The following is a 13,253-nucleotide window of genomic DNA, read 5'->3' as shown; positions in this document are numbered from 1 at the left end:
GCCTACCCGTCGCTTGGCGGCCACCGGAGCGGGCGGCGGCTGCGGCAGACTGTCCCCATGACCGAGCTGCCCGTCGACCTGCCGATCCTGGAGCGGCGCGCGGTGCGGGTCGTGGTCCGCGACGCCGCCGATCGCGTCCTGCTGTTCCACACCCAGGACCCGGACCACCCTCGGCTGGGCACCTGGTGGGAGCTGCCCGGCGGCGGCATGGACCCCGGGGAGACCTACCGCGACACCGCCGTGCGTGAGCTGCGCGAGGAGACCGGCCTGGTGGTCACCGCCGACGAGGTGGGTCCGCCGACCTGGCGACGACGGGCGAGCTTCCTGCACCGTCAGCTACGCCACGTGCAGGACGAGGTGATCGTCGCGGTACGGCTGACCGGACCGGGTCCGGACGTGGACGAGACGTACCGCCTCGACTACGAGCGGGAGGACTACTTCGGCTTCCGCTGGTGGCCCCTCGCGGAGGTGGTGGCCAGTCGGGAACGCTTCTATCCCGGGCAACTCCCCCAGCTCATCACGCCGTTCCTGGCCGGTGAGGAGATCGACGAGCCGTTCGAGCTGTGGTCGTGAGCCGGGCCCGCGAGGATGCCGGGTCGGGCGCGGCCGGGCAGAGTGGGGGCATGACGACCGACCTGCACGGGGCGCTGTCCGCGTACGCCGAGAAACTGCACGCCACGATCGGCGACCAGCACCACATCGCCTCCCCGCTCGGCGCCTGGCTGCTGCTCGCGCTCTGCGCCACGACGGCGACCGACCCGGGCGGGCTGGCCCCCACCGTGGCCGAGGAGTTGGCGCAGGCCCTGGGCACCGATCTGGCCAGCGCCGCCGACGCCGCGCACGCGCTGCTGGACGCGCCACATCCCCTGGTCGCGTCCGCCACCGCGCTCTGGCACCGACCCGGCCAGGGCGACGGCGGGCCGACCGAGTGGCGGGCCGCGCTGCCCACGAGCACCGAGGTCGGCGCGCTGCCCGACCAGGCCGGCCTGGACGCCTGGGCCCGCGAGCACACCCATGGGTTGATCGAGAAGTTCCCGCTCCAGATCGGGCCGGACGTGGTGCTCGCCCTGGCCAGCGCACTCGCCACCCGGATCTCCTGGGCCGACCCGTTCGAGGTCGCCGATGCCAGCGCGCTCGGCGCCGACAGCGCCTGGGCCGGCCAGCTACGCCGGGTGCTCCGCAGCCCGCAGCGCGGTCACGGGTGCGCCATCGTGACGACCGAGCGGGCCGGCGACGTGATCATGCACGCCGCGCCGGCCCGACGCGCCGATGGCCCGGGGCTGGTGGTCCTCTCGGTGGCCGCCGAGCCGCACGTGTCACCGGCCGACGTGCTGGCCGCCGCGTACCAGCTCAGCGCCGGCGTCGCCGACAGCACGAGACCGGCGGGCCGCCGTTCCCTGTTCGACCTCCCGCTCGGCGCCGCGCCACTGTGGACCGTGCGGGAGGTGCGGTCGCGGTCCTTCGGCCGCGAGGAGCGGTACGCCGCGCTACTGCCCTGCTGGTCGGCCCGCAGCGAGCACGACCTGACCGATCCGGCGCTGGGCCTCCGGGCCGCCTCCGCGACGGTGGCGAGGGCGCTGGCACTGCCGGTGCAGGACTTCGAGGCGCGGCAGGCAGCGATGGCCCGGTTCGGCCGGTACGGCTTCGAGGCGGCGGCGGTGACCGGTTCGTTCGGGGTGACCGGCATGCCGCCGGAGAGCGTCGCCCGCACCGCCGAGCTGCGCTTCGGCCACCCGTACGCGGTGGTGGCGGTCGCCACCGACACGCGGGCCGACGGCGGCACCGGCCCGTGGCACGGGGTGACGGTCTTCTCCGGCTGGGTCGCCGAGCCCGAGGACCTGCCCGACACCGACGCCTAACCGACGGCTGGCGCATGGGTGACAGTGTTGACCGTCGATCCCCGCTAGCCTCCCGCCATGGGAGACGCCGCCAGCCTCGCGGCCGCCGGTGCCGCGGTACGGCACCTGAGCGGCCTGCTGGAGGACGTCTGGCTGGCGGTGGACGCTCCGGACCACGTGGGCGGTCGTTGGCGTGAGCTCTGCCGCGGGTCACCGGTCAGCCCGGTGTTCGTCTGCGTCGACGCCCTCAGCAACGTGCTGCACGTGCGATACCTCGACCCGGAGAACCTCTCCGTCGTCTACCTGCCCGGCTGGTACTACGAGGTGGCGACGGCCGCCGCGCTGGGCCGGCCGATCGACGCCTCCGCCGCGACCGTGCTGGACTTCGCGACCGCGCGACCGCTGGCGTTCGACCTGGCCGTCGAGCACCCGATCCGGGGCGCCGCGGAGACCGTCACGTTTTCGTCGGGCCGCGACCCGGTCGAGTACGAGCCACTCGCCTTCGGCTACGCGTTCGCGCCCGCACGGGGATTCGGCATCACCGACGCGCCGGCGGGCAGCGACCCGGCGACGGACTGCTCGGCGATCTTCCACTGGAGTGCGATGGCGCTGCGGGTCGCCGCGGCACCCGGTGTCACGTTCGCGCAGCGACCGCTGCTCGGCGACACCGCCCTGAGCGTCGTCCGGGCGGCCTATCGACCGGGTGACGGCACTGTCACCTGCGACCAGACACTCGCCTTCGAGTTCGAGCGGCATCGTTCCGCGCGGACGCTGCCGCCGCTTGGCGCGCCGCTGCGGCCCGTACCCCTGGCGGAGCCGGACATCGTCGCGAACGCCGTGGCTCTGAACGGTGCCCGCGACGAGCCGCGACCCGTGGCGGTGCAGCAGACCTGCCCGGACGGCGTCGACCTGGTGTTGCTGAAGCCGGACCTGCGCCGGCTGCCCCGGGGCACCCCGTGGGGTTGGCAGCCGACCTGGCTGGTCGAGGCGGCGAAGGCCGTCGACGACGTCGTGTTCGCGATGCTGATGAGCCTGCTCGACACGTACGTCCAGTGGCTCGGCGGGCTGCCGGAGACCGCGCCGCTGCCGATCCGCATCCGCGTCGACCCGGCGAGCGGAGAGGACCGCTTCGCCTACCGACTCGACTTCCTGGACCCGGACGGCGAGGTGTCGGTTGAGCCGCCCGGCGAGACCGCGACGTTCGCGCCGTGCTTCCGGCTGAGCGTGGTCCGCACCGAGAACGTGCGGGTCACCGTGGACCTGCCCCTCGGGGCGGCCGGCGAGTCCGACCTCGACGGCGTCGTCGAGTATCGCGAGCAGGTCGTCCGGCACGTCGACGACGTGCCGCTGGTGATCGCCGACGGCGAGGTCGAGGCCGGGGCGCGTCTGGAGGCACGGCCCGCGACGATCGAGGAGATCGTCCACATCGCGGTCGCGGTCGGCGAGTTCGTGCCGTTCCCGCCGCTTCAGGTCGCGTACGACCTGCGTGACCTGGGCAGTGTGGCCTCGTACGTGCTGACGGGGAAGGACCTCTACGGCGCGCCGATGGGCGGCCTCGAGGCGGCGATCACGCTCGGCGGCGTACTGCTGCCCGAGGTCGCCGAACGCGCGGTCGGCTCACTGCTCGCGTCCAGCCGGCGGGTCACCACCCTCGGCGACGATCCGACGCGGCGACTGCGGGAGGCGGCCGAGGCCGTGGTACCCGACGACGCGACGCTGGCCCGTTCACTGATCGAACGCGTCGAGGGAGGCCCCTGATGGCGCGTCCGCCGACCAACGCTGGCCTGTCCGTACCGGAGCGGCTCGCACTGCTGGGCCAACTGGAGCGCATGACCCCGCAGGCACGGGCACTTCTGCCGAGGGACGGCGTGCCCGTCGCCTTTCTGCGCGACCCCGGGCAACTCATCGACCGTTCCGGCGTCTGTCTCCGGTCGGGCTTCCTGCAGCACGCCTTCGAGGCGGCGCGCCGGGACTCCCCAGACCTGACGATGGAGGGTTTCCTGGCCAGAGGTGAACACGGCTCGCTGCTGGCCGGTGTCGTCGACGCGCTGCTCGGCGAGGCGTCCGCGACGCTGCTGCGTACGTCCGATCCCGCGCGCTACGTCGACGCGTTGCGGCGCGCCTACGCCGACTTCCGGACGGTCTCGACACCGTACGACGGCGGCGTGTCGTACGGCTCCTACCGGTACCACGAGGGCTATCACGTCGAGCTGCCCGACGACCTGAACGTCACCCCGATGAACGCTCCGGTCAACCCGGGCCTGCGCTACCCGGCGTACGGTCCCGTGGTCACCGCCCGCGGTCACCGCTCGATCGGCGTGGTGCTGGCGTCACGGGTCTGGGACCGGGAGATACCGCTGACCGCGCGGGGACCGGAGCTCTTCCGGGAGCTACGGGTCCGCAGCGTCGACGAGCTGCACGCCTGGGACTACGACCCCGACCTGTTGCTGTCCGAGGTGCAGATCGCGCACATGATCTCCAGCGGGGACGCCCCGATCTACCGATTCTCGTACGACAAGGGGCCACCCAGCGCGCGAACCGTCGCGCAGGCGCGGTGGGAGCTGGCGGCCCGGCTGGAGGACGAGCGGATCCTCACCGCCGACAACGACGAACTCCAACGGTTGTGGGACCACCATGGCCGGAGTACGGCCGTGCCACGCGGCAACCCGACGGACCTGCGCAGCCGCTACGGCCGTGATCCGTACTACCGGCTGTCGCGGGACGAGCTGTTCGAGACCGCGATGGCGCTTCCGTCGGCGCGAAACGTCGCCATCCGCGTGTACGAGTGGGAGCACGCGCGACCCCAACGGTTCATCAGGGAGATGCAGCGCTGGGCCCGGACGCTGCGCCGCAACCTCGACGAAAGCTTTTGGAGCAGCCGGCTGTCCATGCTGACCGGGGCGTCCGAACCGGGCAACCTGCACCTGCTCTCCCCACCGGACCACGCGAAGACCGACCTCTACGCCGGACGCATGATGGGCGGCATCACCCGGGTCGACCGCTGGGGCAACCGTCTGGTCCCGAGCGTCGCGGAAGAGGCCAAGTACGACTTCGCGGCGCGCGCACAGGATTTCACCTCGGAGTTCGGCGCCACCCTGGAGCCGTTTCCGCTGACCGACTCCGCCCGGGCGACCGAGCCGCTCATCGCGTTCGACCAGCGCACCCTGGCCGACCTCATGGCCGCGCTGCACGACGACGAGTGGCAGAGCGCCCTGGCCTCGACACCGCAGGCGACCGCGGCCTGGAACCACCTCGTGCAACGGCTCAACAGCCACGTCGACGGCTACGGCATGCCGACCGCCCTGCACCTGCCCCACCTTTGACTGGAGGACCGACCATGCCGGCAACGCCCGAGGCCACGCTCCGTTTCGTGCAACTGCGTCGCGCGGGCGACCCCGCCGACACCGAGGACGGCACCTGCACCACCGGACCGAAGATCATCAAGGCGGTGCTGGACTTCCGCGACGACTGGTCGCCACCGGTCCGCGACGCGCTGGCCAGCCGCGACGTCGAGCAGGCCCAGGCGTTGTACGCCGCCCGACGCAAGGAACAGGACGACCGCCTCGAGGACCTCGGACGGCTGGCCATGACGCTGCTGCGGCGCGCCGCGCTCGACTCGTACCTCACGGTCGGGAAGCTGCGCCGCGTTCTCAGCGAGTGGATGGCCGAGCGGCGGGTGACCCCGGAACAGTTCGGCGGCGCGGTGGCCGCCCTCACCCGCTGGACCGTGGACATGACCGCCCTCGGCCGGTTCCTGGGCCGACCGCGCGGCGCGGCGTCGACCGTCCTCCTACGCGTGTTGCGGGGCATCACGCTGATCCGTCTCGCCCTCACCAACGCCGAGGACGCGTGCCTGGTCCGCCGGCTGATCGGTGGCCGCGACCTGGAACTGCCGCCCGCGCCGAAGCCGGCCCCGCAGCTCGACGCCGACGTCGCGGTCGCCCAGCAATTCGCCGACCTGGCCATCCACACCGCGCGCCTGCTCACCCGGGCACGCGCCACCGGCCACCCGGATCCGACGCTCGCCGACCTACAGGCAGCGAACTTCCCGGACCTCGGCCCGGCCATCGAGGCGACCTCCCGCGCCGCAGGAGAACTCGGCGCGCCGGCGACCGCCAAGCTGCGTACCCTCGGCAAGCTCTTCGCCAGCGAACGCGAGGCAGCCCGCCGCCGTGTGGACCGGCGGGCCAACCCGCCGGAGTCGGGGCGGCTGGTCGAGGGCGGCCCCATCGACATCGGCGACGACATCGAGTACGTCCCGCCCCGCGTACCGGTGCTGAGCGCGCAGGCCCGGGTCGCCGGCCGCGGTGACCTGATGGTCATCCGCACCACGCATCTGCGCTACGACCTCGGTGAGATCTCGCACGTCGAGAACGTGCTGGCCAGCGAGGTACGCGGCCGCACCCACGTGGTCGACACCAGCACCCGGGAGTCGGTCACCACGTCGACCCAGTCGATCGCCGAGACCACCCAGGAGTTGGAGACCACCGAACAGAACAGCCTCGACCGCGCGCTCACCACGGCGGCGACCCAGACCAGCTCGATGTCGCTGGGCGTCAACGTCTCCGGTGGCTTCGGGCCGGTGCAGGCCGGCGTCGACATCAACGCCGACCGGTCCACGACCACCGCCAGCAGCATGAGCTCGGCCGTGTCGTACTCCAAGACCCTCACCGAACGGGCCTCGGAACTGTTGCGCAGCGAGGCTTCCGAACGCCGCACCAGCACCAGTACGACCCGGGTGACCGAGACCAACGAGCACCGGTTCGACAACGCCGGTGGTTCGGCGAACATCGCCGGCATCTACCGCTGGCTCACCAAGGTCGACCAGGCCCAGGTTTACAACTACGGGGAGCGGCTGCTGCTCCAGTTCGTCGTGCCGGAGCCGGCCGCCGTGCTCGTCTACCTGGCGCAGCAGACCAGCGACGACGGTGCGGTCGCCAAGCCGGCCGGATGGTTCCTCGACGTCGCCGACCTCAACGAGGAGAACTACGCCGACAAGGCCGCACGCTGGGACGTCGTCGGCGTCGAACCCCCGCCCGAGCCGGTGGTGTCCGCCACCATGACGTTCGCCGACCCGCCGGCCCGGCCATTCGACTACTCCCAGAACTCCACGGACAAGTCCCAACCCGAGTGGGGCTACAGCGCCTACGTCGCCGAGGTGCTGGTGCCGGGCGGCTACGAGGCCACCGAGGCGTACGTGACCACGACCTGGGGACTGGAGGACGGCGAGTACACCGCCGAGGAGGGCAGCCCGCCCCAGGCCGTGCAGATCGCGATCGGGGAGCGCCGCGTCAGCTCCAGCGACGGCGGTGACGGGCAGATGCTCGTCGGGCTGGACCACGTACTCCCCGGGCCGTTGCCCATCGGGATCAGCGCCGACCAGCGTGGCGGCCTCACCGTCGTGGTGCGGGTGCGCTGCGAACGCACCGACGCCGCGTACGAGGCGTGGCGGCTGCGCGCGTACGAGACGATCCGCGCGAGCTATCTGGCGCAGTTGACGGCGTACGACAACGACCAACGCCTTCGACTGGCCCGAGCCGTGTACCGTTCCGAGCAGGCCCCCGAGACGAACCGGCGGGTCGAACAGCTCGAACTGAAGCGGGCCTGCCAGTCCGTGCTCTTCGGCCACGAGTTCGACCAGTTCGGTGGCCTGACCTTCCCCGCCGATGACGCGCCCCGCATCGACCGCCTGGAGACCACCGTGGAGGCCGACCAGATCCAGTTCGGCGAGGACCTCTTCGAGTGGGAGAACATGGTCTACCTGTTCTACCCGTACCAGTGGGCGGGTCGGGAGCGTTGGGCCACCCTGCGGACCCGGACCAGCTCGGACCCCGTCCATGAGGCGTTCCTCCAGGCCGGGGCCGCCCGGGTGACGGTGCCGGTCCGCGCCGGCTACGAGCACGTGGTCGGGACGTACCTGGAGACCTCGCAGATCCCGGCGCTCACCCCGCGGCCCTGGCGGGACGGCACCAACCCGTACCCGCCGATCGAGGACCTGATCGGCGACGCCCTCGACCGGCCGGGCGAGGAGATCGCCGTCGACGAACCCTGGGAGGTCGCCACACCGACGGCGCTGATCTATCTGCAGACGGGGGCCGAGCTGAACCCGGAGCAGTGACGCCCGAGCCGGACCCTGCGCCGTTACGAGGAGGGCGGAGGGGACACTACGACGTGCCGCAGAGAATACTCGGCGCTGGTGTAGGCGCCGCCCTGCAGGGCAGCGGGATCGATCGGGGCATCCGCACCGGGCACCCGAGCGGCATAGTCCTCCGCGTCGTCCAGCGGCAGGTAGCCGAGCTGCGCCCCGGCAGCGGCGTTGTCCCAGTACGCGCGCGTGTTGCCGGAGACCGCATACGCGGTGACGAAGTGCACGTCCGGCGCGGTGATGGCCGCGCGGACGAAGCCGACGCCGTCGCGTGGGCTCACCCAGGTTGCCAGATAACGCGTCTCGGTCGGCTCGTCCTCGAAACTGCCGATGCGTAGGCACACCACCGACAGCCCGAACTTGTCGGCGTACAAACGGCCGAGCGCTTCGACGGCGACCTTGCTCACCCCGTAGAACCCGTCCGGCCGAGCCGGTGCGTCCGGTACGACAACCTGCCCGACCGGGTAGAACCCGGTGACACGATTGCTGCTGGCCAGGACAACCCGGCCCACCCGCTGCCGGCGGGCGCCCTCCAAAACGTTGTACGTGCCCAGCACGTTGCTGTCCAGCAGGTCGGCCAAGGGCGCCTCGTCCGCGAGCCCCGCGAGATGCACCACGGCGTCCGCCCCCTCCAGCGCGGCCACCACGGCGTCCAGGTCCACCAGATCCAGTTGTCTCACCCGCTCCACCGGTGATTGTGGTTGTATCGGAACCCGATCGACCAGCACGAGCTGGCGAACCTCGTCGCGCAGGTGTCGGCGCACCGCCGACCCGATCCGCCCCGCGGCGCCGGTGACCACGACCGTGCCCAGTTGTGACGTCATGGCACACATCCTGGCGGCACCTACCGACGAACCCACCGGCGCTGTCGCCCGGACCTCCCGCTGTCGGCCCGGGGCAAGCCTCAGTCCGCGGTCGCCGGTTCGGCGGGCCGGGCGGTGAAGAAGCGGACGATGTCGTCCGCCGCGGTTGGGGACAGCATCATCGCCTGGACTCGTGCGGACATCTCGGCGATCGGATGAATCCTGCCGAACATCGCCTCCTCGTACGTCCGGATCGCCGAGTCCGGGTCGGCGGGGTTGGCGGCGAGTTGGTTGGCGAGTTCGGCGGCGTCGAGCATGGCCTGGTTGGCGCCCTCGCCGACGGGCGGCATGAGGTGCGCGGCGTCGCCGATGAGGGTGACGCCCGGCTGGCTGGCCCAGCGCGTGCCGTGGGGCATCGCTTCGATCAGGCGCGGCGTCGGGGTGCCGTCGCCGGCCTCGATGAGCGCGGTGAGGCGTGGGTCCCAACCCTCGAAGATGTCCAGCAGAGCGCGCTTGCTCCGGTACGTGTCGACGGGGCGGCCCTCTGCGCGCAGCGAGATCCCGACCCGCAGGCTGCCGTCGCCGAGGCGCTGCGCTGCCAGGATCTGGTTCACGCCGACGCACCACAGGTTTCCGGGGCCGACCAGCTCGGCGAGATCGGGATGGCGCCGGTCGACGTCCTCGATGCTCAACTCGACGAGGGTCGCCACATAGGTCATCTCGACGTCGATCAGCAGTGACCGGACGACGGAGCGCGCGCCGTCCGCGCCGATGAGGATGTCGCAGCTGGTGCGGTGACCGCCGTGGAACGTCAGTTCCCAGCCCTCGTCAGGTCGCGGGGTCGCCGCGACGAGCCGGTGTTGCCAGACAACCGTGTCGTCGGGGAGGGAATCGAGCAGAAGGTCGCGCAGTGCGCTCCGGTCGATCTCGGGACGACCCGAGAATGAGCCAGGTTGCGGCTCGTGATGGATCAGGGTCCGTCCGGTCGGGTCGAGGATGCGGTGTTCCTCGCCCTCGGGCCGCGCCTCCGAACGGAACCGGCCGGCGAGACCCGCCTCGGCCAGGGCGTGTTGCCCGGACTCCGGGTGCAGGTCGAGCGAGCCGCCCTGCGGCCGCGCGGATCGGCTCCCCTCGCGCTCGTACACCACTGCATCGATGCCGTGCCGGTGCAGGACCTGGGCCAGAGTCAGCCCGCCGAGGCCGCCACCAGCGATCGCGATACGCATACTCACTCCGTTACCGTACACTGTATTTGTGGATACACCGTACGGTAGCGAAGCGTTGCCTGTTTGGGAACGGCCCGAGCCTCAGCCACGGGCGGTGCCGGTGCCGTTGAGCCGCGACAAGATCGCCGCCACGGCGATCCGGCTCGCCGACGCGCACGGTCTCGACGGCCTGTCGGTCCGCAAGATCGCCAAGGAGTTGGGTGTCGGTCCGATGCGGCTCTACGACTATGTGCTCAACAAATCCGAACTACTCGACCTGATGGTCGACGTCGTCTACGCCCGGATCGCCGAGGTCGCCCAGCAACCCGAGTGGCGCGCCACGGTGCTGGCCATCGCCCACGCGACCCGCGACGCCGCCCTTGATCATGAGTGGTTCTCCGACCTGCTCGGCGGAAGGCCACACCTGGGACCGCACGCGCTCGCCGTGGGCGAGGCGACGGCAGCGGCGCTGAGCCAGGCCCCCAGCGTGCACGACATCGACGATCTTCAGCGGGCACTGGGCGCCCTCAACTCCTTCATCATCGGAGCGGTCCGCAGAGAGGTCACCGAGCGACGCACCGCCCGTTCCACCGGCACCGATCTCACCGCCTTCCAGGCCAGCCTCGGCCCCTACCTCACGCGGATGTTGGAGACGGGCCGATACCCCACCGTCGCCCGGCTCGTCATCGACGGCACCCATCTCAACGCCGAGGAGACCTTCAAGCACAACCTGACCACCGTCCTGGACGGCCTCACCAGCAGACCCCGCACGTGACCGACTGCGCCGCGGCCAACGGCCGGCCGGAGTGCTGGCGTCCGGCGGCGGCGGGAGGTAACCCGTACGCTGGCGCGGTGATCGACTTTCGTACGGCGGTTGACGCACGTGACCCCGACGCCATCGCGGCGGCCCTCGCCGACAACGTGGTGTTTCGCAGCCCCGTGGCGTTCAAGCCCTATCCGGGCAAGGCCATCACGGCGGCGATCCTGCGCGGCGTGCTGCGGGTGTTCGAAGACTTCCGGTACGTCCGAGAGCTGAGCGGCGACGACGGTCGCGATCACGCGCTGGTGTTCGAGGCGCGGATTGGCGACGTCGCCGTCGAGGGCTGCGACTTCCTACACCTGGACGACAACGGCCTGATCGACGAGTTCACCGTCATGGTCCGTCCGCTGTCCGCCGCACAGGCCCTGGCCGCCGCGATGGCCGCCCAATTCGAGCAGATCCAGCGTGAGGCCACCGCCGGCTAGGGTCTGGACGAAGGCCACTGTCCCAGCGCGCGCACGGCAGTCGAAGACACCGCGGCCAGTTCGGGCTCCGCAGGCAGAAATACCGTGGGGACACCCAGCGACTGGTTCATCGCGGCGAGCTGGTACTCGGCCCGAAGGTCGGTCGTGTTACGCACACCCCGGACGATCACGCCTACTTCGTGGCGACGGCAGTAGGCGGAGGTCAACCCGCTCCAGGCCGCGACGGTGACGGAGGCCCACTCGGCCGGCAGGAGAGCCCGGACAGCGGCCGCTCGCTCCTCTTCGTCGGTGCCCGGATGCTTGATGCTGTTGACCGCGACGAGCACGACCACCTCGTCGAAGAGGCCGCGCGCCCGGTTCACCACATTCAGATGCCCAGGAGTGCAGGGATCGAAGCTCCCGGGGTAGACGGCTCGTACGCGTACGCGACCCGGAGTGCGTGCTGTCGCAGTGCTCATGGCCCGACTCTAGGGAGCGGCCGTCGGATTCGCCGCGTCGATCTAGGGGAGATTGCTGCGCCCGAAGATCCACTAGCAGCAACATGCCCTAGATCGACGCGGGGCTCGCTGCCCCGGGCCCGCGCTGGCCCTGGGTGTGGCCGATCCGTGTGGGCCGGACCGCCGGGCAGTTCGTGGAACGCCTGCTCTCGGGAGACACGGTTCCCGCGTACGCTGCCGTGGTGCAGATCGACCTGGTTGCCCTGATCATCAACGAGTACGACCCCGCGATCGCGTTCTTCACCGACGTACTCGGCTTCGACCTCGTCGAGGACACTCCATCGCTGACCACTGACGATCGACCCAAGCGGTGGGTCGTCGTCCGGCCGCCGGGCGCCCAGACCGGGATCCTGCTCGCCCGCGCCGACGGAGAACACCAACGTGCCGCGATCGGTAACCAGGTAGCCGGCCGAGTCGGGTTCTTCTACCGCGTCGACGACTTCGACGCCGCCCACCGGCGGCTGACCGAGGCCGGCGTCACCTTCGTCCGGGAACCGCGCACCGAGCCCTATGGCCGGGTCGCGGTCTTCCTCGACATCGCGGGCAACCGGTGGGACCTGCTCGGGGCGAGCTGACGTCGCCGCAGGTGCGATTCAGCTAGTGGCCCACCGTGGCCGTGTCCACAGGCCAGGTGCGTCTTGGTGGTCCAGCCCCGGGAGCGGCCGAGCGACGACACCAGCCGCCAGACGAGACAGGGTCTTGATCCACCGATCAACGACGACGCCGCGCTAACGGTGAACTGGCGGCGATGGAATCCTGTGACTCAGCGCGCGCGGCGGTAGTGCATGGCCACCACGCCGTTGCGGAGCGGCTCCGCCGAGAGCAGCTCGAGCTGGCGCGTGCCGGGCAGCCCGCCCTGGTACAGCGTCGGGCCGTGGCCGGCGATCCTGGGATGGACGAGCAGCTTGTACTCGTCGATCAGGTCCAGCCGGTCGAGCTCGGTCGCGAGCTTGCCGCTTCCGAGGAGGACCCCGGCCGGGGTCGCGTCCTTGAGCTTCTGCACGCCCTCGCGCAGATCGCCGGCGATGTGGTGGCTGTTGGTCCACGGGAAGTCCTTGCGCGTCGACGACACCACGTACTTGGGTTTGGCCTCCAGCTTGACCGCCCACTCGCGCAGGGCCGGCGGCGCAACCTCATCGCCGCGGGCGACAGCCGGCCAGTAGCTCTCCATCATCTCGTAGGTGACGCGACCCCACAGCATTGCCCCGCCCTCGTCCATGAGACGGGTGAAAAAGGCGTGCGTCTCGTCGTCGGCGATCCCCTCCTGGTGGTCGACGCAGCCGTCCAGGGTGAGGTTGAGGCTGAAGGTGAGGAGTCCCATGGCCGGCGAGTCTAACGCCGCTTCCAGGTCGGCAAGGTGCAACGAAACACGGCCTAGGAGCCGAGGCAGCACAGGATCGCCAAGACCCGGCGACTGTAGCCAGCCGCTTGGGACAGGTCGAGCTTGTCGACGATGACGTTGATGTGTCTCTCGACCGCGCTCTGCGACACGTGCAGACGTTCGGCGATGGCCGCGTTGG

At 71.1% G+C, this 13,253-nt stretch carries 12 protein-coding genes; 8 read left to right on the top strand and 4 right to left on the bottom strand.

Annotated features, from left to right (window positions below):
• The first annotated feature begins 57 nt into the window (after positions 1 to 57).
• Genes V6V47_RS15605 through V6V47_RS15585 form a run of 5 tightly spaced genes read left to right on the top strand, consistent with a single transcriptional unit; the run spans position 58 to position 7,956 of the window.
• Positions 58 to 573, top strand: a complete 516-nt coding sequence (locus tag V6V47_RS15605; protein WP_334628928.1) for an NUDIX hydrolase — start codon at positions 58 to 60, stop codon at positions 571 to 573.
• 50 nt (positions 574 to 623) lie between these two features.
• Entirely contained in the window at positions 624 to 1,859 is a 1,236-nt protein-coding gene (locus tag V6V47_RS15600; protein WP_334628927.1) for a hypothetical protein, read from the top strand.
• A 57-nt stretch (positions 1,860 to 1,916) separates the two neighbouring features.
• On the top strand, positions 1,917 to 3,596 hold the full coding sequence (locus tag V6V47_RS15595) for a hypothetical protein (RefSeq protein WP_334628926.1): 1,680 nt from the start codon (positions 1,917 to 1,919) through the stop codon (positions 3,594 to 3,596).
• A complete protein-coding gene (locus V6V47_RS15590; protein ID WP_334628925.1) occupies positions 3,596 to 5,161 on the top strand; it encodes a hypothetical protein in 1,566 nt (521 codons plus the stop codon). Before V6V47_RS15595 ends, V6V47_RS15590 begins: the two co-directional genes overlap by 1 nt.
• A gap of 14 nt (positions 5,162 to 5,175) precedes the next feature.
• Positions 5,176 to 7,956, top strand: coding sequence for a hypothetical protein (locus V6V47_RS15585; RefSeq protein WP_334628924.1), 2,781 nt, complete (start codon positions 5,176 to 5,178; stop codon positions 7,954 to 7,956).
• A 23-nt stretch (positions 7,957 to 7,979) separates the two neighbouring features.
• Here the strand turns inward: V6V47_RS15585 and V6V47_RS15580 are convergent, their stop codons facing one another.
• A complete protein-coding gene (locus tag V6V47_RS15580) occupies positions 7,980 to 8,807 on the bottom strand; it encodes an NAD-dependent epimerase/dehydratase family protein (protein WP_334628923.1) in 828 nt (275 codons plus the stop codon).
• An 80-nt stretch (positions 8,808 to 8,887) separates the two neighbouring features.
• On the bottom strand, positions 8,888 to 10,012 hold the full coding sequence (locus V6V47_RS15575; RefSeq protein ID WP_334629000.1) for an FAD-dependent oxidoreductase: 1,125 nt from the start codon (positions 10,010 to 10,012) through the stop codon (positions 8,888 to 8,890).
• Between the two features lie 94 nt (positions 10,013 to 10,106).
• On the opposite strand from V6V47_RS15575, the gene V6V47_RS15570 reads away from it, so the two are divergent.
• Positions 10,107 to 10,766: a TetR/AcrR family transcriptional regulator gene (locus tag V6V47_RS15570; RefSeq protein WP_334628922.1), complete on the top strand. Its 660-nt coding sequence runs from the start codon at positions 10,107 to 10,109 to the stop codon at positions 10,764 to 10,766.
• A gap of 77 nt (positions 10,767 to 10,843) precedes the next feature.
• A complete protein-coding gene (locus V6V47_RS15565; RefSeq protein WP_334628921.1) occupies positions 10,844 to 11,236 on the top strand; it encodes a nuclear transport factor 2 family protein in 393 nt (130 codons plus the stop codon).
• Here V6V47_RS15565 and coaD read toward each other — a convergent pair.
• Positions 11,233 to 11,694: a pantetheine-phosphate adenylyltransferase gene (coaD, locus tag V6V47_RS15560; RefSeq protein WP_334628920.1), complete on the bottom strand. Its 462-nt coding sequence runs from the start codon at positions 11,692 to 11,694 to the stop codon at positions 11,233 to 11,235. The genes V6V47_RS15565 and coaD overlap by 4 nt on opposite strands.
• 218 nt (positions 11,695 to 11,912) lie before the next feature.
• On the opposite strand from coaD, the gene V6V47_RS15555 reads away from it, so the two are divergent.
• A complete protein-coding gene (locus V6V47_RS15555) occupies positions 11,913 to 12,308 on the top strand; it encodes a VOC family protein (protein ID WP_442934240.1) in 396 nt (131 codons plus the stop codon).
• A 188-nt stretch (positions 12,309 to 12,496) separates the two neighbouring features.
• Here the strand turns inward: V6V47_RS15555 and V6V47_RS15550 are convergent, their stop codons facing one another.
• Positions 12,497 to 13,054 (bottom strand): dihydrofolate reductase family protein, encoded by a 558-nt coding sequence (locus V6V47_RS15550; RefSeq protein WP_334628918.1) that lies wholly within the window; start codon positions 13,052 to 13,054, stop codon positions 12,497 to 12,499.
• Between the last annotated feature and the right edge of the window lie 199 nt (positions 13,055 to 13,253).

Origin of the sequence: Micromonospora sp. CPCC 205539, from assembly GCF_036906815.1 — a bacterium.
In the GTDB taxonomy this organism is placed as follows: Bacteria; Actinomycetota; Actinomycetes; order Mycobacteriales; family Micromonosporaceae; genus Micromonospora.
This window is presented reverse-complemented; position numbering and strand designations above follow the sequence as displayed.